We start from the raw sequence: 23,842 nt of genomic DNA on the forward strand, positions 1-23,842 counted from the left end.
GTCGCCGGCCCGTCGTCGGGTCCGACCGCACGGCGGCGGTGAATCGCCGCGGACCGAACGGATAAAGGGGCCGCCGACCCACGGTCTGGTAATGATCTCACTCGGAACGGCCCGCGCTCCGCCGGGCGAGACGGACACGGGCCGTCTCGAGGTGGGCGAGACGCGCGACGGGAGTCCGGTCCGCCTGCCGGTCGCGGTGATAAACGGTGCCGACGACGGGCAGACGCTGTACCTCCAGGCGGTCAGCGACGGCGACGAGCTCAACGGGCTCGGCGTCGTCAACCGCGTCGTTCCCCGGATCGATCCGACGGAGCTGTCGGGATGCGTCCTCGTCGTCGGCGTCGTCAACTACTTCGCGTTCCAGGTGGCCGAACACCGGAACCCGATCGACGACCGGAAGATGAACCGCGGGTACCCGGGCGACGAGAGCGGGACGACGAGCGAGCGGATCGCTCACGCGACGTTTCAGGCCGCGACGCGAGCCGACCTCATCTTGGACCTCCATCAGGGGTCGACGAGCCGGATGATAAACGAGACGCGGGTCCGATGCGGGGTCCGTCATCACCTCCACGGCGACTGCCTGGAGCTGGCGAAGGTGTTCGGCTGCGGGCACGTCCTCGACATCAAGGGTCCCGACGGCCAGCTCGCACGGGCCGGCCCCGAACACGGGATCCCGACGATCGACCCCGAACTCGGCGGCTGCGTCGGCTGGGACGAGGAGTCGATCCAGTACGGCGTCGAGGGCGTGTTCAACGTGCTCCGCCACTACGGCTTTCTCGACGGCGACGTCGACCTCGACCGGCAGGTCCGCGCGCGCGGATTCGACCAGTACGGCTCGCCTTCGGGCGGGCTCGTTCAGTTCGAGCGCGACCTCGGCGAGCGCGTCTCGTCCGGCGACGTCCTCTTCGAGGTGACGGACGTGTTCGGCGGCCTGGAAGCCCGCGTGACCGCCGACGACGACGGGGTCTTCTGGCGCACCCGGCGGCTTCCGCAGGTCGCCGCGGGCGAGTACGTCTGTTCGGTCGGTACCAACGTCGACCGGTACTGATGCCGCCGCGCCGACTCGCCTGTCCCGACTGCGGCGCGACGTACCGAGACCGATGGCGCTGTCGGTGCGGCGCGCCGCTGTCGTTCGCCGACCCGCCCGCGCCGACCGGGACCCCCCCGGAGCCGGTCGAACTCGCGACCTCGGGGACCGACGCCCGCGGCGGGCTGTGGGCGTTCGCCGACCTCATGGCGGTCGGCGACGACCCCGCCGACCGCGTGACGCTCGGCGAGGGGATGACGCCGCTCGTCGACGCCGACGGGCCGGCAGTCACCGGCGAGGGCGGCGACGCGACCGCCGCTGCCGCCCCCGACCTCGACGGCGCGGACGGCGAGGCCGCCGGCGACTCAGCGCCCTGGAACGCCGCGTTCAAGCTGGAGTACGTCTTCCCGACGGGATCGTTCAAGGACCGGGGCGCGACCGCGACGCTCACCCGCGCGCGGGAACTCGGCGTCGACCGCGTCGTCGAAGACTCCTCCGGGAACGCCGGGGCGGCGATCGCGACGTACGCCGCGCGGGCCGGGGTCGCGGCCGAGATCTACGTCCCCGCGGACGTCAAGGACGCGAAGCTCCGCGCGATCCGGCGGGCGGGGGGCGAGCCGGTCCGCGTCGAGGGGAGCCGCGCGGACGTGACCGAGGCGTGTCTCGCCGCGCTCGGGAGCGACGACGCCGGCGGGGACGCCTGGTACGCCAGCCACGCTTGGAACCCGGCCTTCTTCGAGGGAACTGCCACGGTCGCCTACGAGATCGCCGCCCAGCGCGGCTGGGACGCGCCGGACGCGGTCGTGACGCCGCTCGGCCACGGCACCCTGTTCCTCGGCGCGTATCGGGGGTTCCGCCGGCTCGAACGCGCGGGGTGGATCGACGAGGCCCCGCGGCTCTACGGCGCGCAGGCGGCCGGCGTCGCGCCGATCGTCCGCGAGCGCCACGGACCGGCCGCCGCCGACCCCGAGGGGCGCGTCAACGCGGCGGCCGACGGGATCCAGATCGCGGAGCCGGTCCGGGAAGCGGAGATCCACGCCGCGCTCGACGAGACGGGCGGTGACGCGCTCGCGGTCACCGAGGCCGATGCGTCGCGCGAACTCGACCGGCTCCACGCCGCCGGCTTCTACACGGAGCCGACCTGCGCGGTCGCGCCCGCGGCGCTCCGCGCGCTCCGCGCGAGCGGCGAGATCGCGGCGGACGACGACGTGGTCGTCCCGCTCACGGGTAGCGGCCTGAAAAGCTAGCCCGGCTCGCCGCGGTGCCCGGCGAGCGGGGGGTCACCGCCATCCATTTCTCACCGCGGACCGTGGGGTCGCGCATGGAGATCCTCGTCTACGGCGCGGGCGCGCTCGGCAGCCTCGTCGGGGGGCTTCTGGCGCGGACACACGACGTCACCCTCGTCGGGCGGGACCCGCACATGCGCCGGATCCGCGAGGACGGCCTCCGGATCGACGGCGCGGTCGACGCCCGCGTTCGTCCGCGCGCACTCACCGACGGGACCCACCGCACCGCGGACCTCGCCTTCGTCACGACGAAGGCGTACGACACGGACGCCGCGGCGCGGGCGCTCGCGACAGGCGAGTACGACGCGGTGTGCTCGCTTCAAAACGGGCTCACGGAGGAGCGACTCGTCGCCGCGCTCGACGCGACCGTCCTCGCGGGCACCGCGAGCTACGGCGCGCGCATCCCTGCGCCCGGCCGTGTGACCTGCACCGGAGTCGGCGAGGTCGTCGTCGGGCCGCTCTCCGGCGGCTCCGACCCGCTCGCGGACCGGGTCGGAGCCGCGTTCGACGCGGCGGGGATCGACGCGACCGTCGCCCCGGACATGCCGCGCCGCCGGTACGAGAAGCTCGCGGTAAACGCGGGCATCAACGGACCGTCCGCGCTCGCTCGGCTCGCGAACGGCGCGACGCTCGACGGTCCGGCGGCCGAGGTCTCCCGCGCGGCCGCCCGCGAGACGGCGCGCGTCGCTCGCGCAGACGGCGTCGACCTCGCTGACGAGGCGGCGGTCGACGCCCTCGAACGGGTCGCCGGCGACACCGACGCGAACCGCTCGTCGATGCACCAAGACGTCGCCGCCGGCCGGCGGACCGAGGTCGACGCCATCTACGGCGCGGTGACAGAGCGGGCCGCGAGACACGGGGTGGCCGCACCGACCTGCCGGACGCTCTCGGCACTGCTTCGGGCGTGGGAACGCGGGCGGGGAGTCCGGGGAGAAACATAGCGCGCTCGGCGTCGAGAGCGCTCGCGCCCTCTCAGGGGCCGCGTCTCAACACCACTCTTCGAGGATCGTCGCGTCCGTCTCGTCGACCGAGACCCACGCGTTCTCCCGCGAGACGTCTGCGATCACGAACTCCGGCTGCGACGCGGACGAGTCGTCGACGGAGGCCATGATGTCCGGCGAGTCTCCGGCGTCGAGGGTCGGATCCGTCGGCAGCGCCGTCCGCCGGTGATCGGGGTCCGGGTCGTCCCATGGAGTGGAACTCCGTGACATGGTTGTGAATAGTTCACAGTACGTATAAGGGTTCCGGACCGAGACCCGGTGTCGTCGACGGATCGACTCGGCTCGCCGCGGATCTTCGGCCGCAACCGCCGACCGACGACGATGAACCGTCGATCGGCGGATATCGCCGTCGATCTCACAGATTTCGCGTGTCGGGTCCGCCTGCCGGCCTCCGGTACGGGCGGGCCACCTTCGCAGTATACAAGAGGTGCGACGCTGAACAACGGTTCATGAACGTATCTGACGCCATGACGCCGCGAGCGGATCTCGTCGTCGTCGAGATCCCCGGAAGCCGGAACGACGTGTTGGAGTACATCCAAGAGCACGGCTTCTCGTCGGTCCCCGTCGTGAAAGACGTCGACGGCGACGAGGTGTACCGCGGGCTCGTCTCCCGTGACGACCTCATCGAACAGCCAGACGAAGACCAGCTCGCGCTGTTGATGCGCGAGGTCCCGACGATCGGGGCCGACGCCGACATCGTCGACGCCGCAGAGACGATGGTCGCCGAGGAGTCCCGCCGACTCCCGGTCGTCGACGGCGACTCCCTCGTCGGCATCTGCACCGTCACCGACGTGGTCCGAGCGATCGCTCGCGGCGAGATCGACGGCGACACCCCGGTCGGGGACCTCGCGACGCGCGCGGTCAACGCCACCCACACGGAGACGCCGCTGCCGGTCGCGGAACGCGAGATCGGACTCGCGAACGTCCCCTACGCGGTCGTCCTCGACGACGACGCCGCGATCGCGGGGATGCTCACCGAAGTCGACGTCTTGGAGGTCGCCCGCGTCGTCGAGGGCGAGGCGAGCACGGGCGACTCCATCGCCGAGCAGGACTCCGAGTGGTCCTGGGAGGGGATCAAAGCGACCGGCGCGCGCTACCTGCCGACCCGGAACGTGGAACTGCCCGTCGGCGCGACGCGTCACTTCATGACCGCGGACCTCGTCACCGTCTCGGGAACGCGGACGGCGAAGGAGGTCGCACAGGAGCTCATCAGCAACGACATCGAGCAGGTCCCGCTGGTCAACGGGACCGACCTCGACGGGATCGTCCGAGACGTCGACCTGCTGGAGGGGCTGTAGATGGCCGACGGGCTCACCGAACTGGCGAAGCGGCGCGGGTTCTTCTTCGGCTCGAACGGCGCGTACGGCGGGACGGCCGGCTTCTACACCTTCGGACCGCAGGGTGCGGCCCTCAAGAGGAACGTCGAGGACGCGTGGCGCGACCGCTTCACCATCCGCGAGGGGAACCGCGAGATCGAAGCGCCGACGATCATGCCCGAAGCCGTCTTCGAGGCGTCCGGCCACCTGGAGGGGTTCGACGACATGCTCGTCGAGTGTCCCGAATGCGGCGAGTCCCACCGGGCTGACCACCTCGTCGAGGCCGTCACCGACATCGAGGACGCCGAGGCGCTCCCGGGCGAGGAGGTCGAAGGACTGATCGCCGACAACGAGATCGCGTGTCCCTCCTGTGGCACCCCGCTGGCCGGTGAGCCCGTCGAGGCGTTCAACCTCATGTTCGCGACGGACATCGGGCCGGGCGACGCCCAGCCCGGGTACCTCCGTCCCGAGACCGCACAGGGGATCTTCGTCGAGTTCCCGCGGCTGAAGGAGTACGCCCGCGGGAACCTCCCCTTCGGTATCACCCAGATCGGTCCCGCCTACCGTAACGAGATATCGCCGCGCGGCGGGCTCCTCCGCCTCCGAGAGTTCACGCAGGCGGAACTGGAGCAGTTCATCGACCCCGAAGAGGACGAACCGCCCCTAGCGCGCGTCCGCGACGTGGAGGTCCGGCTGTACCCCGCGGCCGAACAGGAGGCCGACGACGGCGAGTACCTCGACACGACCGTCGGCGAGGCGGTCGACGAGGGCGTGATCGGCTCCCCGTGGGTCGGCTACTACCTCGGCGTCGCCCAGGAGTGGTACGAGCGCGTCGGCGTCGACCTCGACCGGTTCCGGTTCCGCCAGCATCTCTCCGGCGAGCGCGCCCACTACGCGGCCGACTGCTGGGACGCGGAGAGCGAGGTCGACGGCGACTGGATCGAGATCGCCGGATTCGCGTACCGCGGCGACTACGACCTCTCGAAACACGACGCACACGGCGACGATTCGTTCACCGTCTTCAAGCGTTACGACGAGCCGAAGACGGTCGAGCGCGCGACCGTCGACCCTGACATGTCCGTCCTCGGACCCGAGTTCGGTGGCGACGCCGCCGCGATCGCGGATGCGCTCGAAACGCTCGCCGAGCGCGACCCCGACGCGTTCGACGGCGAGACGGTCGAAGTGACGGTCGGCGAGGGCGACGACGCGGAGACCCACGCGGTCGACGCCGACGTCGCGAACTTCTCCGTGGAGGAGGTGACGGAGAGCGGCGAGCACATCACGCCGCACGTCGTCGAGCCGTCGTTCGGCGTCGGGCGGACGGTCCAGACGCTGCTCGCGCACGCCTACGAGACGGACGCGGTCGACGGCGAGCAGCGGACGTACCTCTCGTTGGAACCCGAGATCGCGCCGCAGGACGCTGCCGTGTTCCCGCTCGTCACCAACGACGACCGGCTGACGGCGCTCGCCGACGAGATCGCGGCCGACCTCCGCGCCGCCGGGCTCGCGGTGGCGTACGACGACTCCGGCTCGATCGGCCGGCGCTACCGCCGACAGGACGAGGTCGGGACCCCCTTCTGCGTCACCGTCGACCGCGACGGCGTCGAAGGCGACGGTCCCGACACCGTCACCGTCCGCGAGCGCGACTCTGCCGCGCAGGTCCGCGTTCCCGCAGACGAGTTGGCCGCGGAACTGGCCGCGCTCCGGGCGGGCGGCGAGTTCGACGCGCTGGTAGATCAGTACGAAGTCGTCGAGACCGACGTCGAGACGACAGCAGAACGGTAAGCCCGTGTCACTCCCGGCGGCTGCGTGGCGCGAGCGCGTGGAGTTCGAGCGGCGGCTGGTCCACGCGGGCGGCACGCTGTACCCGGTCCCGTACCTGCTCGGCTGGCTCTCGTGGGGCGAGACGCGCGTCTTCCTCGGCGTCGCGCTCGCGGTCGTCTTCGCGCTCGAGTTCCTCCGACTCGTCGTCGGGCTCGACCACGCCGTCTACCGGACGCTGACCCGCGAGTACGAGGAGGACGCGCTGGCGGGCTACGCGCTGTATCAGGTGAGCATGACCGGCACGGTCCTCCTTTTGTCACCCACGGTCGCGATCCCCGCGATGTGGATGCTCTCGGTGGGCGACCCCGTCAGCGGCGCGCTCGCGGACAACGACGCCACGGAGGCGAAGCGCCCCGCCGCGTGGATCGCGATGTTCCTCGTCTGCTTCGGGCTCGCGGTCCCGTTCACGATCCCCGCGTTCGGGCCGAACGCCGGCGTCGCGGTCGCGATGGCGGGCGCGGCCCCCGCAGCGGTCGCGGACGGCGTCCCACCGGTCATCCGAGGGATCCCGGTCGACGACAACCTCACCATTCCCCCCGCCGCGGCCGGCGGGATGCTCCTCGCGATCGCGGTCGTCGGGTAGCGCGGAGGCGATCGGCGGTTTGCGGGCACCGACCGCGGCTCAGTCCCAGAACGACTGCGTCCGCGCGTACTCGCGCTCCTGCCGGAGCACGTCGCGGTAGAACTCGTCTTCGTCCTCGCGCAGCTTGTTGATGATCCGCGCGGCGTTGTGCGGGCCGACGCCCCGCGCCGCGAGCGCGATCACCGCGCGCTTCCCGTGGGTCTGCACGAGGCTCGCGGCGCGGTGGGCGCGCTCGGTCCGGCGCTCCTGCTCGTCGTCTTTCTCCGCCGCCCGCACCGCGGTGACCGTCTCCTCGTCCCACGGGTTCAGCGCCGCGATCCGGGTCGACCCGCACTCCGGACACTCGGGCTGATCACGGACGCGCCGCACCTTCGTCGTCCGTTTCCAGTCGGTACAGTGGAGGCAAAACAGGATGACGCGGTCGTTGCGAATGCGCTCGCGCACCGTCTCTATCACGTCGGCGTCGGCGTTCTCGGGCACGAGGAACTCGGTTCCCGAGGACCGGCCGGCCGTGCCGAGCGGCGTCCGCTCGCGGGCGGTCTCGACGCCGAGGTCTCCCGATTGCACCGCCGCGAGCAACTCGGCGGTCTCGTCGACCGCGAGGTCGACGTGGAACACCTCCCGCAGCGCCTCCTCGTAGACGGGCGTCCCCTCCAAGGCCGCGAGCAGCCGGTCGCCGCCGAACTTCCCCCGCCCCTCCTTGTAGCGTTTCACCGAGCCGAACTTCGCTGCGACCTGCGCGAGCGTGAACTTCAGTGCGTCGGAGTTCTTCAGGGCGAGTTCGAGGTACGCCGTGAGCTTCTCCGGGTCCGTCGTCTCCAGCACCTCGCGGAAGTCGCCGGCGTCGACGCCGCCCGGCACCTCGAACTCGATCCGGTACGGGTCGACGTCCATCCCGACCGACGACCCCGCGCGCTGGCCGACGAGCGCCGCGAGCAGCCGCGCGAGCGTCTCGTTGACCTCGTGGCCGAACGCGGCGTTGACCGCGACCGTCCGGCCGTACCCCTCGATCACGATCCGCTCGTCGGTCGGGACGGGGTGGCCGGCCTCCACGTGGTCGGCGACCGGTTCGAGGGCGGTCGCGATCGTCTCCGAAGTAGCGGGATATCGCTCCGCGAGGTCGCCCGCGACGGCCGCGGGCGTTGACCCCGTCGAGAGCGCCCTCGCGACCTCTCCCCTGATACGTCCGACCTCGGCGGCGACGGGCTTCGGGACCGGGATCTCCTGGCCGACCCACGACGGCACCTCGCCCGCGGGGTCGGGAATCGGCGTCACGTTCACGCGCTCTTCCTCCTCGTCGACCTCGGTGATCCGCCACATCTCGCCGCGCTGGACGAACGTCTCTCCCGGCCCGGCGAAGTTGACGACGAACCGCTCGTCTAAGGTGCCGATCTGCCGCCGCGAGGACATGTCGTACACCTCGTAGGTCGACTCGTCGGGGATCATAGAGAGGTTCGCGTAGAAGTACTGCCACGTCCCGCCGGACTTCTCTAGGGCGTCCGACTCCTCGTCGAGCCACAGCAGCCGGTTGCCGTCGAGCTCGCGGACTATCTCTTGGAACTGCGGCTCCGAGAGGTCACGGAAGGGGTAGGCGTCGGTGACGGTCTCGTAGGCCTCGCGAGCGTGGATCTCGCCGTCGTCCATCACGAGCCCGACGATCTGGTTGGCGACCGTGTCTAAGCTTCCGTGGTGGATCCCGGCCGGCTCCACGAGTTCGGCGTCGGCTCGCCGGGCGATAGCCAGCGCTTCGAGCGTGTCGTCGCCGCCCTGCGTCACGACGGTCCCCTCCGAGACCAGATCGCGGCGGTGACCCGCCCGCCCGACCCGCTGGAGCAGGCGGGCGACCTCGCGCGAACTCCCGTACTGGACCACGTGGTCGACGCGCCCCACGTCGATCCCCAGTTCCATCGAGGAGGTGCAGACCAATCCGTCGATCTCGCCCCCCTTGAACCGGTCTTCCACGTCGATCCGCACGTCCTTCGAGAGCGAGCCGTGGTGGACCTCGATCTCGGTGACCCCGTCGGTGTCACCGGCGTCGTCGGTCGCGCCGCCGCTACCCGACCCGCCTCCGGTGTCGCCCGACCCGCCTCCAGTGTTATCGGCATTCTCCCGTTCTCGCTCTGCGAGCGCCTTGAACCGCGAGCCGAGCGCCTCCGCGGTCTGTCGCGTGTTGACGAAGATCAGCGTCGAGTCGTGCGCCGCGACGATCTCGCGGATCGTCCGGACGTGGCTCGCCGTCGTCTCGTCGGTCGCCAGCTCGCCGGCGAGGGTCGCGTCGCGGTCGGTGATCGCCGGATCGAGCACCCGCACGTCGGTCCGGCTCCCGGTCGCGACCTCGACGGTCTCGAACGCGCGATCGCCCTCCCGGTCGGGGTCGCGTCTGCCCGATCCGACCAGAAAGCGCCCGACTTCCTCGGGCTCGCCGACCGTCGCCGAGAGCCCAACCCGCTGGAACGGTCCCGCCACCCGACGGAGCCGTTCGAGCCCCACCGTGAGCTGTGCGCCGCGTTTCGCGGCCGCCAGCTCGTGGACCTCGTCGACCACGACGTGGGCGACGGATTCGAGCGCCGCCCGCATCTTCGAGCCGGTCAGGATCGCCTGGAGGCTCTCTGGCGTCGTGATCAACACGTCCGGCGGGTCGTCGGCCTGCTTGCTGCGCTCGTACCGGGTCGTGTCGCCGTGGCGGACCGCGACCTCTACGCCGAGCCGGTCGCCCCACCACTCCAGTCTGTCCATCATGTCGCGGTTGAGCGCGCGCAGCGGGGTGATATACAGCGCGGAGATGCCCTCTCGCGGCTGCTCGCCCGGCGCGTCGCGGGCTGCGACGATCGCGTCGAAGACGGGCAACATCGCGGTCTCGGTCTTGCCCGTCCCCGTCGGCGCGAGGACGAGCGCGTTCTTTCCGGCCGCGAGCGGCGGGATCGCTTCGCGCTGCGGCTCCGTCGGCGTCGAGAAGCCCTGCTCCGAGAGCGCGTCGCGCAGTTCGCTCCCGAGGTGTGCGAACGCGTCCATCCCCGCCTGTTCCGACATCACTCCGAGTTGGGCGCTCGGCCGATTAAGCCCGTCGCCGAGTGGCCCCCGAATCCCGTGAGTCTGTGTCAGGTCAGTCGGCGAGCGACAGTTCGACGGCGAACACGCTGCCGGTCGGCTCGTTGTCTTCGACCCACACGTCGCCGTCGTACGTATCGACGAGCGTTTTGACGAGATACAGCCCGACCCCTGTGCCACCGCTCTCGAGCCCCTTCTGACCCTCTTGGAAGATCTGTTCTTTGTGGTCGTCCGCGATCCCGGGGCCGTTGTCCGCGATCGACACGCGAACGGACTCGTCAAACACGCGAGTCGACACCGTGACCTCGGCCACCTCCTTGTCGTTGTGGACGATCGCGTTTGTCAGGAGGTTGCGGAACACCGCCTCCAGCAGGTCGTCCGCCAGCACCGTCACGTCGGAGATCGATCCGTCGACGGTGACCGTCGCACGGTCTTTATCCGACCGGATCCGTTCGATCTGCTCGCCGAGTTCGGTGCGCAGGCTCACCGGCGTTCGGTCGGATCCGGCCTGAAGCAACACTTCGGTGACGTCTCTGGCTGTTTCCGTGATGTCGGCCGCCTGCCTTGCCGCCGCGATAACCGTTTGCGCATACGTCCGACTTTGATCGTCCGCCAACGAGTCTTCGAGTAACTCGGTGTACGATTCGACGACCATCAGTTGGTTCCGGATGTCGTGGCGAACCACCTGGTTCAACAGCTTCAGGTTATCCCGCTGCTCTTCGAGCGTTCGCTCGTATTCTTTGAGTTCAGTCACGTCCCGGGCGTATCCCAAGACGGCGTCTTCACCCGTTTCAGCGACTTGATAGGGGATCTTCGTCGTCTGTAGGATTCGCGTTTCTCCGTTCACCGTGGTTAGCGTCTCCTCGCCGATCCTCCTCGGCTTGCCAGATTCGATCACGTCGAGGTCGTCTTGTCGAAACGCCTCTGAGTCCTCGACGCTGGGGATGATGTCTGCCTCGGAGTTGCCTTCGACCTCCTCGGGCGTCTTTCCGTACGCGGCCGCGGTCGCCTCGTTGGCCAAGAGGTACTCCCCCTCTCGATTCTTCACGAACACGAGGTCCGGCACGAGATCGATGATCTGCCGCAGTTCCTCACGGGTCGATTCGAGAGCGATCTCGTACTCCTTCCGCTCGGTGACGTCTTGGAACAGTCCGAGCGCGCCGGTGACTGTCCCGTCGTCGTCGAACTGCGGATCGCCGATCGCCCTGACCCACCGAGTCTGTCCGGAGCTCGTGACGATCCGCAACTCGAGGTCGTACGACTCTCCCTCCTCCGTCAGCCGGTCGAAGGCGGCTTCGATGGCGTCGCGGTCGTCCGGGTGGTAGAACTCGAACCCGTCCGCTAACTCGACTGACTCGGTCGCTGGCACTCCGTGGATGCGATACACCTCGTCGCTCCACGTGACCGACTCGTCGACTAGGTCGACCTCCCACCAGCCGATCGACGCGCTCTCTTGAGTGCGTTCGATGAGCGCTCGCGTCCGTTCCAACTCCGTTTCTCGGCGCTTTCGGTCGTCGATGTCGAGGTGGATTCCGACTGCCCGAACCGGTTCCCCGTCCTCGTCTCGCTCGACGACCTTCCCGACGTCGCGGATCCACTTCCATTCGCCCGCCGCGGTTCGCATTCGGTGTTCTGTGTCGTAGTACGTGGTTTCACCCGCCACGTGGTCCGACAGCGCGCCTTCGACCCCTCCGAGATCGTCGGGGTGAACGCGTCGCTCCCACGCGTCGAGGTGCGGCTCGATCTCGTCTGGCGTGTATCCGAGCATCTCCGCCCACTGGTGGTTAAACTCGACCTCGTCGGAGGTCATATCCCAGTCCCAGACGCCGATCTGTCCGCCTTCGACGGCGAGTTCGAGACGGTCTTTGAGCCTCTGGAGCGTGCGTTCCCGCTCTTTCTGTTCGGTGATGTCCGTCGAGACGCCACAGATAGCCACGATCGTCCCTTCCTCGTCGTATACGGGTGATTTTCGAGTCAGACGAACGCTCTCGCCCGTCGGCGTCGGGACCGTCTCCTCGACTTCGATCGGTTCTCCGTCCTGGAGAACCCGTCTGTCGTCCGACCGGGCCCGTTCTACAGCCGCCGGCGGGAAGAGATCCTCGTCGGTCATCCCTTCGGGGTCGCCGTGAATATCCAGTAGATCGCGACACGCTTGGTTCATCAGGAGGTATCTCCCGTCGGTGTCCTTCAGAAACACTGCCGCCGACATCGTTTCTAAGACGGTCTCGAACCGACGATACGTCTGGTCGTGGGCCCGCTCTTGCTGTTTCTCTTCTGTGATATCGCGAGCGACGCCGACGATATACGCTACGTCCCCGCCGTCCGTAATCGGCGTCAGTTTGGTCTTCCAGTAGCTCGTTCCACCGGGGAGATCGAGCTTCTCTTCGTATTCGACGGTGGTCTGTTGCTCGACGCAGCGCCGGTAGTTGGACTCGACGGTCGCGCCTTGCTCTTCCCCGAGGAATTCCCTTGGCGTCTGTCCGCGCATCGAATCCTCTGATAGTCCCGTCTGCCGCTGATGTGTGTCGTTGTTCCGAAGAAAAGTAAACGCGTAGTCTCCGCCCGCTCGCTCAACGTCGATCAGAAAGACGGCGTCTTCGATCTCTCGAAATATCGCTTCGTACACAGTGGCTCCTTCACCACCGAAATCGATGGAAGGATCTGCCTCTGAACGCGATTCACTCTCGTCCATAATCGCTCTTATACGTCAATACGACGCACCGGCAGATAATACTGCGGATGGTGTTCGTTCGAGTTACACTTCGAACTCGGTCTGGTAGTCCGTCGCGTCGACGCGGTCCTCTCGGAGCGGCCAGAAGGCGAGCAGCGTGGCCGGCTCGTCGGAGACGGCGCGGGAGGCGTGCGGCACGTCAGGCGGGATCTCGACGGCGTCGTACGTCGACAGCGAGACGCGCTCGCCGTCGACGATGAAGTCCACTTCACCCTCGACGACGAGGTTCATCTGCTCCCACGGGTGCGAGTGCGGCGGCTTGTCCTCCCGGTCCGGCCCGATCGTCGTCATGCCGATCATCTGGTCGACGCCGCGGAAGACGACCTGCTCGAACCCCTTCCCTTCCTTGGCGAGCGGCGCGTCTTTGAGATTGTACACGGACGGAATCTCGGACGGATCGTAGGAACGAACCATACGCTGTCGAGTACCGACGGCGTGGTAAACGTGGGGGAAGCGGTCGACGGTGACGAGGGCCGGCCGCACCCCCGGTCAGAATCGTGCCGCGTCCGGTACCGACTTGTCGTCGGGGACGGCACGGGACGTATGGACGTTCACGTCACCACCTCGACGGTGCGGGGGACGACTCGCGCGCCGCCATCGAAGAGCTACACGCACCGCGCGCTGCTTGCCGCGGGGTACAGCGACCGCGCGGTCGTCCGCTCGCCGCTGGTCTCTGCGGACACGAGAGCGACCGCGCGCGCCGTTCGGGCGTTCGGCGGCCGGGTGGGCGCAGGCGACACCGATGGCTCCGCCGCTGACGTCGATGACTCCGCCGCCACCGACAGCGCCGACGCCCACGGCGGATCCGCCGACCCGGCCATCCCCGACGGCGCAGGGGCGCTCTCGGTCGACGGGTTCGGGGGTCGTCCCGCCGTCCCGGCCGACGTGATCGACTGTGCGAACTCGGGGACGACGATGCGGCTCGTCACCGCCGCGGCCGCGCTCGCGGACGGGACGACCGTGCTCACGGGCGACGGATCGCTCCGGTCGCGTCCGCAGGGGCCGCTCCTCGACGCGCTCGCCGACCTCGGCGTGCGCGCGGAGTCGACGCGAAACAACGGGCTGGCTCCGCTCGTCGTCACCGGTCCGCTCGCGGGCGGGGAGGTAGCCATCCCCGGCGACGTCTCCTCGCAGTACGTCACGGCGCTACTGATGGCCGGCGCGGTCACGGACGAGGGGGTCGAGATCGACCTCACGACGCCGCTCAAGTCGGCTCCCTACGTCGACATCACGCTCGAACTGCTCGACGAGTTCGGGGTCGAGGCGACGCCCGTCGACGACGGCGGCGACCCGATAGACGGCGCGGCGGGCGCGGCGGGGTTTTCCGTCCCCGGCGGACAGTCGTACGAGCCGGCCGGCGGGAGCTACGCGGTTCCCGGCGACTTCTCGTCCATCTCGTATCTCCTCGCCGCGGGCGCGGTCGCCGGCGACGACGGGGAGACCGTCCGGATCGAGGGAGCGCGACCGAGCGCGCAGGGCGACGCCGCGATAGTCGAGATAACGGAGCGCATGGGGGCCGCGGTCGACTGGGACCGCGACGCCGGCGAGATCGCGGTCGAGCGCGCGCCGCTCTCCGGAGCCACGGTCGACGTGGGCGACACTCCCGATCTCCTTCCCACGATCGCCGCGCTCGGAGCCGTTGCGGAGGGCGACACGCGGATCGAAAACTGCGAGCACGTCCGCTACAAGGAGACCGACCGGGTGTCGGCGATGGCCGAGGAACTGGAGAGGATGGGCGCGGAGACCACGGAGGAGCCGGACGTGCTCACCGTCCACGGCGACGAGAGCGACCTCCGCGGCGCGACCGTCGACGGCCGAGCGGACCACCGGATCGTGATGGCGCTCGCGGTCGCCGCGCTGGCCGCCGAGGGGACCACGACGATCCGCGGCGCAGAACACGTCGACGTCTCGTTCCCGGACTTCTTCGAGACGATGGCGGAGTTGGGTATGGACGTGGAACGCGAGGGCGCGGCCGAGTAGACGCGCGCACCCTCCCGCGTAGACGCGAGCGTCTCGTCGGGCGATCCGATGCGTGCGGTCAGACACTCGCGGCGCTCCCGGTGACGAACCCGCGCGGCCGATCCGTCGAGACCGACGGGTACACAAGCCGTCCCGCCCACCCTCGTGCATGGACGACATCGACGTCGAACCCGTGGATCGCGTCGAAGACGATCGAGGCGACGAGACCGGACCCGACGCCGAAGACGCCGGATCCGGTCTCGCGGTGGACGAGGGCGACGGGACGGATCTCCCCGCGGGCGTCGACGCCCCGGAGTACGTCCTCTACGGCGGGAAAGGCGGCGTCGGAAAGACCACGATGGCGGCCGCCACGGGACTCGCCTCGGCCGCGGGCGGCGTCCGGACGCTCGTCGTCTCGACCGACCCCGCCCACTCGCTGTCGGACACGTTCGAGACGGACATCCCCGCGGAGCCCGCGCGAATCCGCGAGGAGATTCCGCTTTTCGCCGCCGAGATCGACCCCGACGCCGCGATGGAGGAGGGGATGTTCGGCGCGGACGCCGACCCCCTCGGCGGGCTCGGCGAGATGGGCGAGATGATGGGCGGGATGGGCGGCGGAGACGGCCCGATGGGCGGGATGGGTGACGCTGGGGGCTCCGACGGCGCGGGCGGTGAGGGCGACGAGGGACTCGGCGGCCTCCTCGGCGGAACGATGCCCGGAGCCGACGAGGCGGCCGCGATGCGCCAGCTCCTCGAATACCTCGACGACCCGCGGTTCGATCGGGTGATCGTCGACACCGCGCCGACGGGACACACGCTCCGCCTCCTCCAGCTCCCCGAGATCATGGACTCGATGCTCGGACGAGTGATGAAGCTCCGTCAGCGCTTCTCGGGCATGATGGACGGGATTAAGGGGATGTTCGGCGGCGGTGACGACGACCCCGACCCGTCGGCCGACCTCGACGAGCTTCGCGACCGGATCGAGCGCCTGCGGGCCGTCCTCCGGGACCCGGCACAGACCGACTTCCGCGTCGTGATGATCCCCGAGGAGATGAGCGTCGTCGAGTCCGAGCGGCTCGTCGCCCGCCTCGACGAGTTCTCGATTCCGGTGAACACGCTCGTCGTCAACCGCGTGATGGAGGGGATCGGCGACGTGGCCGGCGACGGCGCGGGAGGTGCGGACGCGACCGCGATCGATCCGGAGTGGGTCGTGGAGCCGAACCCCGACACCTGCGAGTTCTGTGCCCGCCGGTGGGACGTCCAACAGGGGGCGCTGCGAAAGGCCACGGACCTGTTCCGCGGCCGCGACGTGAAACGCGTCCCGCTGCTCGCGCGCGAGGTCCGCGGCGAGGCCGCGCTCCGGGTCGTCGCGGCGTGTCTGCGGTGACCGGACGGCGGAGAGAGGACGGGCTGGGGTGTCCGTTCAGCCCTGTGCGCGCGCCAGCAGTCGGTCTCGAACCGTCTCCGCGACGCCCGACAGGTGCGCCTGCCCGAACAGTCCCACGAGCACCGCGCCGATGGTGTTGTAGGTGAGATCGGAGACGGTGTCTTCGAGCCCGTGTTGGGCGAGCGGCATGTCGACGCCGGTCTCCGTCGCGACGATGTCGAGCCCGAACTCGAACAGCTCCCAGAGCACGCCGAACGACAGCACGACGACGACGATGAAGACGAACGAGAACCGCGGCGGAATGCGGATCGCGTCGCTGTGGAGGTCGACCGCCCGAAGCGAGGTGTATCCGGCGGCGGCGACGAGCGAAGCCGAGAGCGAGTGTGTGACGTGGTCCCACCACTCGATTCGGGCGTAGAACCCGGCCGATCCGACCGTGTGGAGGAAGACGGCCATCGTGATCCACAACGCGAGCCACGGGTCGAGCGGGAGGTCGTAGCGGCGTTCGAGCGCCGCCGGGATCAGCGTGACGAGAAGCGAGATGACTCCGTTGCTTATCGCCTTCTGCTCACCGGCGAGGAAGCCGTACGCCACGATGGCGACGAGGAAGACCTGCATCGCGCCCGTGAGTCGGCGCTGCGACCGGATCGAGGGCCGGGGAAGCAGGCTCATCGCCGCACCACCCGCCGGATCGCGCTGCGGAGTCGGCGACCGCGGCGTCGGAAGTAGCCGTCGAAGAGGAGTCCGGCCACGACCCCGGCCAGCGTGACGTAGATCCACTCGATCATCAGCGCGTCGTTCGTGGTCAGGTACGCGGTCCCGGCCGCCCGGTCGAGGTTCCAGCGGAGCACGGTCCACACCGCGGCCGTCGCCAGCGTCGCCATCACCACGAAGACGACGGCGAACCAGTGGGTGACCCGCAGCGAGGTGAACATGTGGAGGTCGACGGTGATCACGAGCGCCAGCGCCGCGATCGCGACGTACGTCGCGAACGTCCCTAACTCGCCGCCGAGCAGCGCGCGCACGAGGACCGGCAACAGCGTGAGGCCGACGAGTTCCGCCGGCAGCATCGCCCGCCAGTCGCGTGCCGCGACGGTGGGCGCGAGCACGACCGCGCCGAGCCCGACGACGATCGACGCCGCCAACAGGTCGACGTCGAGCGCGCTCTCGACGAGGACGCCGAGGAGGACGGCGACCATCGCCCACGCGACGAGCGCGTTGTACCGCCCGTCGCGGACGAGCCGGGCGAGTCGGTCTTCGACCGTCTCCGGCTCGGCGGGTGGGTCGCCCGCGGGTTCCTCCTCGACATCTTCGTCGACGCCGCGGTGTTCGCTCATACGGAGTATCGGAGGCCGGCGAGGGATATAGGGGTTGCTCCGCCGGACGGCTCGATCCACCGGCGGACCTCATCGGACGAACGCGCGCCCGAACGAACGGACGCGTTTTTATCCGCCACGCGCCTTCCGTCGGTATGAACTGTCGGCGGTGCGGGACTCCCCTCCGAAAGCCCGGAGACTACTGTCTCACCTGCAACACCGCCAACGCCGACGCCGTCGTCGCGGAGTTCGAATCGGACCGCGCGCGGCTCACGGTCCTCGACGAAGACGCGGTCGTCGGCGAGACGACGGTGACGACGCGCCCCGAAAGCGCGGAGCGGCTGAGCGAGGTCCAACTCCGCAACTTCGCCGGCCGCGTCGCCGACGAGATCCGCCGCAAGCGCCCCGACACCGTCTACGCCGCCGGTGCGCGCGAGCCGCTTCGAGAGACTCGCGCGCAACTGCACCACGAGTTCTACCGCGTCCCGGACGCGAAGGCAGGAGGGGAGAGCGGCCGCGGTACCGACGCGGCCGAGAGCGACCGAGACGACCGCGACGACCGCGACGTGGGCCCCGTCGTCGAGTGGGTGCTCGACCGTCGCGGCGACCGCGCGCTGGACGTGGTCGAGACGCCGCCGCGCGAGAAGATAGGCGGCTCGCACTCGACGCTCATCGGCGACCGCAAGGGGCGAAAGGCCGTCGGCACGGTCGCGGAGCATCCTCACGTCAAGAAGATCGTCCCGGGACCGATCGACGCCGGCGGCACGGGATCGCGAACGGGCCTCCGCGCGAAAGCGACTCGCGCCGGTACTAACGGAAACGTTCGACTCCTCCTTCGCGACGGCTCCAGCGTGCAGGAGAATCGGATCGTTACCACCGCGATGGACCGCGAGACCGGCGAGCGCGTGCGCGACGACCTCAACGAAGCCCTGCGAGACGCGGGGCTGCAAGACGAGTGAGAACGGGCTGACAGGGTGCGGAAACCCGCCGGGCTCTCTCCGTTGTCCGGATCCGATCAGTGGTGATCAGATACCGTGGAAGGTGGAAGCGATCCGGCTACGTCTCCGGTTTCAGTGGCCTATACTCCCGATCTGCTTCGCGAGATTTTTCACGAAACCGGGCGTGTTCTCGGACGTGAACCTCCTCGTCACGCTCGGTGCCGGCGTCGTCTTCGGACTGGCACTCGCCGCGCCGCCCGGTCCGATGAACGCCGTGATAGCCGAGGAGTCGGTGCTTCGCGGACGGGTGGCCGGGGTCCGTGCGGGACTCGGTGCCGCCACCGCCGACGCGATATTCTTCCTGCTCGCGTACCTCGGCGTCGTCGCGGTCGTCGAGTCGCTCCCGCTGTTGCGGGCCGTCATGATCGCGGTCGGGGGCGTCTTGATGCTGTACTTCGCCGTCGACGCGGCTCGCGGGGCACGGGCGTCGTTCCGCCCCACGTCCGGAGGCGAGCCGTCGATCGAAGCCGGCAAGGGGTTCCGTAAGGCGCTGGTGCTCGCGCTGACGAACCCCTATCAGGTGCTGTTCTGGCTGACGGTCGGCGTCGGACTGCTCCGTCCCGGCGAACTCGACGTGCTGGCGCGGCTGCCCGTGGTCGGTGCGGACCTAGCCGGGACCCTCGTCGTCGCCACCGGGTCGCCGGCGCTGATAGGCGGGTTCTTCCTCGGCGTTTTAACGTGGATCGTGGGGTTCCCGACCGGTCTCGTCGCGGCCGAACGGCGGATCGAGACGTTCGCCCCCGTCGTCGCCGTCGGCTCTGCGCTCGTGCTCGCCGGATTCGGCGTCTACTTCCTGTACGACGCCGCGACGACGCTCGGGGCGACATCGATCGTCGACACCGTCAGCGCGCTCGTGGCGGGGTAACAGTCAGCACAGAACGAAACGCGGCGAGAAACGACGGCTTCGGCGAGTACCGTGCCGGCGGACTGCGGCAAGAATCGGACGGGTTCGGAGCGGGGCGGCTGAGCGGCAGTCGGCGAGTCAGTCGGCCGCTTCGGGCTCTTCGACGGCCTGACTCTCGGCCGCCGCCTCGGCGGCCTCGGCCTTCTCCTCTTCTTCTTTTTTGGCTTTGATCTTCTTCAGCCGGAAGATCTCTTCGCGCTCCTGCTCTTCGAGCTTCTGTTCGATGTACTCCTGATTCTCGTATAGGCGGGGCAAGAGCGTGAACTCCAGGGCGTTCACGCGGCGCTTCGTGGTCTCGATCTCCGTGAGCATCTTCTTCATCGCCGTCTCGACCTCGGCGGCGAGGATGATCGATTCGAGCAGCTCCTCGTAGGCGTCCGCGGCCTCGTCGATGCGGGCGGACGAGCCGAGCAGCCCGTAGCCCCGCTCGTCGAGGCTCTTTTTCACCTTCGAGGACTCGATCTGGGGAACGACGACCCCCATGATGTTCTTCGACTGCGTCGTGATCTCCGGGTGCTCTTTCAGCGCCGCGGCCGCGCCCCGAACGGCGACGTCGCCCTCCATTGCTCGGGCCATGTCGATCTTCCGCTGGGCCGTCTCGTAGTTCTCAGAGACGTCCGATCGGACATCCTGCGCTTGGTCGAGGATGTCCATGAACTCCATGATGAGGCCGTCACGCTTCTGTTCGAGGGTGTCGTGACCGCGCTCGGAGAGTTCGATGCGGTCCTCGATCGCCATCAGGTTCTTGCGTGTCGGTTTGACGTCCTTGGCCATCTATTGAGGAGAGATAACGAACCGAGCCTGTTAACCTTTTATTGTTTGCCGACGAGACGCCCGAGACCGGAACCGTCAGATCGCGCTCTCACGGGTCTCGACCCGACCGCCGCGTCAGTCGCCACCGAACTCGGCGGACGTCCGGTCCGGGTCGTCGGCCGGTCGTCGGTCACCGGCCGCCGTCTCCGTCGTCCACCGAACCGTCACCAGCCGGTAGAGGATCAGCCCCTGTACGACGAACAGGTTCGTCACGAGGAAGAACGTCGCCTCTTCGATCGGGAGCCCCCCGATCGTGAGCCCCGTGGTGTACCGCGCTGAGAGCACCCAGATCCCGAACTCGATTGCGATCCGGTCCGCGAGACAGAGGTACAGCGTCGGGAGGAGCGTCCCGAGCGCGACGGTCCGACGGCGCGTCCAGAGCTGCGGGGCACCGACGATCCACTGCAGCGCTAGCACCGGTGCCGCCCACGCGAGGACCGCACCGAGGTAGAACGCGCCGTCAGTGCCGAGAAACCGCCACCCGGCGAGTCCGATTCCGGTCGCGACCGCGAGCCCCCCGACCCGCCACGCGACCGGACTGCCGCCCCGCTCCCACGTCGCGTCCGCCTCGAAGTGTGAGAGCCACAGCGCGGTTATCCACGGCTGCACGACGATGAACAGGTACTCTTCGAGCGGCGCGTGCCAGAGCCGAAGCAGGGTTCGCTCCTCGCCGTACCACCACACGCCCCTGGCGATGAGGTAGTTGTCCCACGGCGTCGTGTACGCCAGCGCGACGACGGTGATGATCACCACGCCGGCCCAGTAGTGTCGCCAACCGCGTGGCCGGTGAGCGTCGCTCCCTGCATCCACAGACCGGCTCACGAAGCCGGTCGCGATGAGGAACAGCACGGCTGGTACGAGGAACGCGAGGTGAAACTGGATGTAGGTGAACGGGACGATCATCGGTGGGTTCGAGTGGCCGCACGGATCGATTCGCGGGACGCGTCAGGCGGCGGCGACGCGCCGCCGGACAGCGGCGTCAGCGATGCTCCGGCGCGGAGCGCGGACCGAGTCGTTTGCGCCGGTCAGTCGGCCGCTCCCGGCTCGGCGGCCGCCGATCCGGCGGCGTCGAGCACCTCGCGGCTCGACAGCAGGATGAAGCCGAAGCCGACCTTCGCGACCAGATCGAGCACCATGAACCCGGCCGTCTCGATGTTGAGCGAGACGATCTGGAGCCCCTCGGTCCCGAGGAGCCACCACACCGGGTACACGAGCCAGACGACGACGATCAGCGTCCGGAGCGTGCTGAACGTCGACGCGGCCTGTCCGGACAACCGGGAGGCCTTCTCGTCGAGCGAGCCGTACAGCATGTACAGGAGCACGAGCAGGAAGCCGGTGGAGACGCCCCACCAGACGAGCCGCGTCCCGCCCGCCGAGAGCACGGCCGCGCTCGTCGACAGCGTCGCGATCGCACCGGTACCGATCATCAGCACGTCGAGACCGACGAGCGAGGCGAGCTGGTTCCGGTTCGCCCCGGCGAGAAGTCCGAGGTCGATGAGGAGCAGCGGCGTCGTGAACAGCCAGTCGGTGTACCGCGCCCAGTAGATGGGCAGCTCCTCGCCGCCGAGCGTCACCGTCGTCAGTCCGAACCCGAGCGCCATCGCGAGGTAGTTGACGAACGCGATGGCGGTGATGAATATCGTGACTATATAGAACTCTTGTCGCCGCCTATCGGTCTCACCCCAGCCCCTAGCGATGAAGTACAGCATCCCTAGGAACATACCTAGCGTCCCGATCCACAGCCAAATCCCTTCGCTACCGGGTTGTGCCATCATGGCGCATTTATCAGTACGTCGCGAGTTCTACTAAGCGACGTACACAACCAGTGTGGTACGCCTCGGTCGTCGACCGGATCCGCGTGCACGTCCGTTCCACGCGTTCCGCGTGAGACTACCGCTCGAAGATCGCCGCCGCGATCTTGCGCTGTGCCGCGCGCAAGTGCTGGTGGAACGTCGATCGCGTGACGCCCATCGAGTCGGCGATCTCGTCGCCGTTCGTCTCGTGCGGCCACTCGAAGTACCCGCTCGTGTGTGCGCGTACCAGCGCGGCTCGCTGTCGCGGCGTCAGCCGCGATTCGACCTCGGCGACGAACTCGCGGCGGGTCTCGTGCGTCTGTTCCCGCCGCCGATAGCTGCGAAGGTCCGCGCCCGAAAGGCGCTCTAACGCGTCCGCCGCGAGCGAGCGGGCCAGCGCCTCCCGGCCGACCTCGATCGTCGCGACCGCGACGCCATCGGACACGTCCCAACTGCACAGCTCGCCGCTGTACTCCCGTATCAACTCCGCCAGCGGGGTCTCGTCGAACGACAGTTCGACCACTGGCGTGTCCGTCTCCGCGGCGAGGATCGAACGGACGGAGACGCCCGCCGCCTCGGCTGCGGCGTGAACCGTCTCGGCGTCCACGTCCGCCGCGCCGTCCAGCTCGAACAGCAGCGACCGCTCGGCGCGGTCACCGACGGTACCGGTGTGGCGGAGCGAACACGACAGCGCCTCGCTGAACGAGCCGAGGGGATGAGAAGCGAGCGCCAACTGGAACCGGACGACGCTGTCCCCGCGGAGCGTCCGCTGGCTCTCCAGCGCGTTGATGCCGATCGCGACGGTCCGGCCGAGCGCCGTCAACACGTCCCGCTCGTGGCGGCGGAACTCCTCTGTCTGCGCGTAGACGGCGATGACGCCGTAGGTCGCCTCGCCGAAGTGGAGCGGCACGCCCGCGACCGCGGCCGCCTCGGCCGGATCCTCCGGACCGATCGGTTCGAGTCGCACGCGACGGTCGGCCACCGCCGCCGCGACGGCGGCTTCGACCGGCCGATCCCCGGCGTCGCCGGCCGCAACCGAGACCGACTCGACCGCCACCCCGACCTCGCCCTCCGAAGCGTGCGGTTCGACCGTTTCGGTCGCCGGGTCGTAGGTCCCGATCCACGCGCTGGAGTACGTGTCCGCGATGCTCCGGACGACCGCCCGACGCAGCTCTTCCCGCGACGACGCCAGCGCCACCGCCTCCGTGACGTCGGCGACGACGCCGTCCAGCCGCTCCAAGAGACGCGCTTGTGCGGTCCGCTCGTGTTCGATCCGCGTCGCCCGGTCCGACGCGGCCTGCTCTGCCCGCTTCCGGCGCGTGACGTCTTGTTGAAAGCCGACGTAGTACGCGACCTCACCCGATTCGTCCCGAAGCGGTGCGATCGTCACCTCGTTCCAGAAGCGGTCACCGCTCCGACGGTAGTTGCGGAGTTCGACCGTCACGGCCTCGCCGTTCTCGATTGCGGTGCGCATCTGTCGCACCGGCTTCTCCCGCGTCTCCTCTCCCTGAAGGAACCGACAGTTACGACCGACCGCGTACGACGGCGAGTACCCGGTCATCCGCTCGAACGCCGCGTTCACGTAGATCAGCGGCATGTCCGGCTGGCTCGCGTCCGCGATCGTGATTCCGACCGGTGCCTCGTCCATCGTCCGCGTCTTCAACGCCTCGTCGACGGCGTCGGTGCTCGCCGACCGCACCGATCCGGACGCGCGTGCCGACCGTGTCGACCCCTGATCGAGATCCGGGTTCTCCGGCCGTGTCATGTACGAACATGGCGTCGAACGACCAAAACGTACGGGGTCGACGAGTCCGGGTCGCGGCGCAGCCGCTCGCGAGCGGTCGAAAACGAAGGGA

The 23,842-nt window shown here is 69.1% G+C and carries 20 protein-coding genes; 10 read left to right on the forward strand and 10 right to left on the reverse strand.

The annotated features are described in order from the left end of the window. The first annotated feature begins 91 nt into the window (after positions 1-91). The 3 genes from NO930_RS06705 to NO930_RS06715 all read left to right on the forward strand — a co-directional run bounded on the left by NO930_RS06705 (position 92) and on the right by NO930_RS06715 (position 3,254). Positions 92-1,048 carry a succinylglutamate desuccinylase/aspartoacylase family protein gene (locus NO930_RS06705; RefSeq protein ID WP_256402919.1) on the forward strand — a complete coding sequence of 319 codons (957 nt, stop codon included), beginning with the start codon at positions 92-94 and terminating at the stop codon, positions 1,046-1,048. Then, entirely contained in the window at positions 1,048-2,274 is a 1,227-nt protein-coding gene (locus NO930_RS06710) for a pyridoxal-phosphate dependent enzyme (RefSeq protein ID WP_256402920.1), read from the forward strand. The genes NO930_RS06705 and NO930_RS06710 overlap by 1 nt, the downstream gene beginning before the upstream one ends. A 74-nt stretch (positions 2,275-2,348) precedes the next feature. Further along, positions 2,349-3,254 carry a ketopantoate reductase family protein gene (locus NO930_RS06715; protein WP_256402921.1) on the forward strand — a complete coding sequence of 302 codons (906 nt, stop codon included), beginning with the start codon at positions 2,349-2,351 and terminating at the stop codon, positions 3,252-3,254. 45 nt (positions 3,255-3,299) lie between these two features. Here the strand turns inward: NO930_RS06715 and NO930_RS06720 are convergent, their stop codons facing one another. Further along, complete coding sequence (locus NO930_RS06720) at positions 3,300-3,524, reverse strand: DUF7556 family protein (RefSeq protein WP_137782732.1); 225 nt, start codon at positions 3,522-3,524, stop codon at positions 3,300-3,302. 239 nt (positions 3,525-3,763) lie between these two features. On the opposite strand from NO930_RS06720, the gene NO930_RS06725 reads away from it, so the two are divergent. The 3 genes from NO930_RS06725 to NO930_RS06735 are packed head-to-tail and all read left to right on the forward strand — an operon-like array spanning position 3,764 to position 7,037. Then, positions 3,764-4,612 (forward strand): CBS domain-containing protein, encoded by an 849-nt coding sequence (locus NO930_RS06725; protein WP_256402922.1) that lies wholly within the window; start codon positions 3,764-3,766, stop codon positions 4,610-4,612. Next, on the forward strand, positions 4,613-6,415 hold the full coding sequence (glyS, locus tag NO930_RS06730) for a glycine--tRNA ligase (protein WP_256402923.1): 1,803 nt from the start codon (positions 4,613-4,615) through the stop codon (positions 6,413-6,415). A gap of 4 nt (positions 6,416-6,419) precedes the next feature. After that, on the forward strand, positions 6,420-7,037 hold the full coding sequence (locus NO930_RS06735) for a dolichol kinase (RefSeq protein WP_137784139.1): 618 nt from the start codon (positions 6,420-6,422) through the stop codon (positions 7,035-7,037). A 39-nt stretch (positions 7,038-7,076) separates the two neighbouring features. On the opposite strand, the gene NO930_RS06740 is transcribed toward NO930_RS06735, so the two are convergent. From NO930_RS06740 to NO930_RS06750, 3 genes are all read right to left on the reverse strand, one after another. Further along, positions 7,077-10,067: a DEAD/DEAH box helicase gene (locus NO930_RS06740; protein ID WP_256402924.1), complete on the reverse strand. Its 2,991-nt coding sequence runs from the start codon at positions 10,065-10,067 to the stop codon at positions 7,077-7,079. Between the two features lie 73 nt (positions 10,068-10,140). Beyond that, positions 10,141-12,777 carry a PAS domain-containing protein gene (locus NO930_RS06745; protein ID WP_256402925.1) on the reverse strand — a complete coding sequence of 879 codons (2,637 nt, stop codon included), beginning with the start codon at positions 12,775-12,777 and terminating at the stop codon, positions 10,141-10,143. A 63-nt stretch (positions 12,778-12,840) separates the two neighbouring features. Further along, a complete protein-coding gene (locus NO930_RS06750) occupies positions 12,841-13,230 on the reverse strand; it encodes a cupin domain-containing protein (protein WP_137783270.1) in 390 nt (129 codons plus the stop codon). 129 nt (positions 13,231-13,359) lie between these two features. On the opposite strand from NO930_RS06750, the gene aroA reads away from it, so the two are divergent. Further along, on the forward strand, positions 13,360-14,796 hold the full coding sequence (gene aroA, locus NO930_RS06755) for a 3-phosphoshikimate 1-carboxyvinyltransferase (RefSeq protein WP_256402926.1): 1,437 nt from the start codon (positions 13,360-13,362) through the stop codon (positions 14,794-14,796). A 148-nt stretch (positions 14,797-14,944) separates the two neighbouring features. After that, a complete protein-coding gene (locus NO930_RS06760; RefSeq protein WP_256402927.1) occupies positions 14,945-16,162 on the forward strand; it encodes an ArsA family ATPase in 1,218 nt (405 codons plus the stop codon). Between the two features lie 36 nt (positions 16,163-16,198). Here NO930_RS06760 and NO930_RS06765 read toward each other — a convergent pair whose 3' ends face one another. Together NO930_RS06765 and NO930_RS06770 are read right to left on the reverse strand one after the other, a co-directional pair. Further along, complete coding sequence (locus tag NO930_RS06765) at positions 16,199-16,834, reverse strand: DUF2238 domain-containing protein (RefSeq protein WP_256402928.1); 636 nt, start codon at positions 16,832-16,834, stop codon at positions 16,199-16,201. After that, positions 16,831-17,499 (reverse strand): hypothetical protein, encoded by a 669-nt coding sequence (locus NO930_RS06770; protein ID WP_256402929.1) that lies wholly within the window; start codon positions 17,497-17,499, stop codon positions 16,831-16,833. The genes NO930_RS06765 and NO930_RS06770 overlap by 4 nt, the downstream gene beginning before the upstream one ends. Positions 17,500-17,633: 134 nt before the next feature. Between NO930_RS06770 and NO930_RS06775 the strand changes: the two genes are divergently transcribed. Beyond that, the gene (locus NO930_RS06775) at positions 17,634-18,437 is read left to right on the forward strand and encodes a DUF2103 domain-containing protein (RefSeq protein WP_256402930.1); all 804 of its coding nucleotides are present in this window, start codon (positions 17,634-17,636) and stop codon (positions 18,435-18,437) included. Between the two features lie 175 nt (positions 18,438-18,612). Then, positions 18,613-19,341 carry a LysE family translocator gene (locus NO930_RS06780; RefSeq protein ID WP_137782969.1) on the forward strand — a complete coding sequence of 243 codons (729 nt, stop codon included), beginning with the start codon at positions 18,613-18,615 and terminating at the stop codon, positions 19,339-19,341. Positions 19,342-19,458: 117 nt separating this feature from the next. Here the strand turns inward: NO930_RS06780 and NO930_RS06785 are convergent, their stop codons facing one another. From NO930_RS06785 to NO930_RS06800, 4 genes are all read right to left on the reverse strand, one after another. Continuing rightward, positions 19,459-20,154 (reverse strand): V-type ATP synthase subunit D, encoded by a 696-nt coding sequence (locus NO930_RS06785; protein WP_049984433.1) that lies wholly within the window; start codon positions 20,152-20,154, stop codon positions 19,459-19,461. Between the two features lie 114 nt (positions 20,155-20,268). Continuing rightward, the gene (locus NO930_RS06790) at positions 20,269-21,096 is read right to left on the reverse strand and encodes a lycopene cyclase domain-containing protein (protein WP_137782968.1); all 828 of its coding nucleotides are present in this window, start codon (positions 21,094-21,096) and stop codon (positions 20,269-20,271) included. Between the two features lie 122 nt (positions 21,097-21,218). Beyond that, entirely contained in the window at positions 21,219-21,968 is a 750-nt protein-coding gene (locus NO930_RS06795) for a bacteriorhodopsin (protein ID WP_345780034.1), read from the reverse strand. A 115-nt stretch (positions 21,969-22,083) separates the two neighbouring features. Then, positions 22,084-23,751, reverse strand: coding sequence for a PAS domain-containing protein (locus NO930_RS06800; RefSeq protein WP_256402931.1), 1,668 nt, complete (start codon positions 23,749-23,751; stop codon positions 22,084-22,086). Positions 23,752-23,842 lie beyond the last annotated feature (91 nt).

It is taken from the genome of Halorubrum salinum (genome assembly GCF_024494575.1).
In the GTDB taxonomy this organism is placed as follows: domain Archaea; phylum Halobacteriota; class Halobacteria; order Halobacteriales; family Haloferacaceae; genus Halorubrum; species Halorubrum salinum.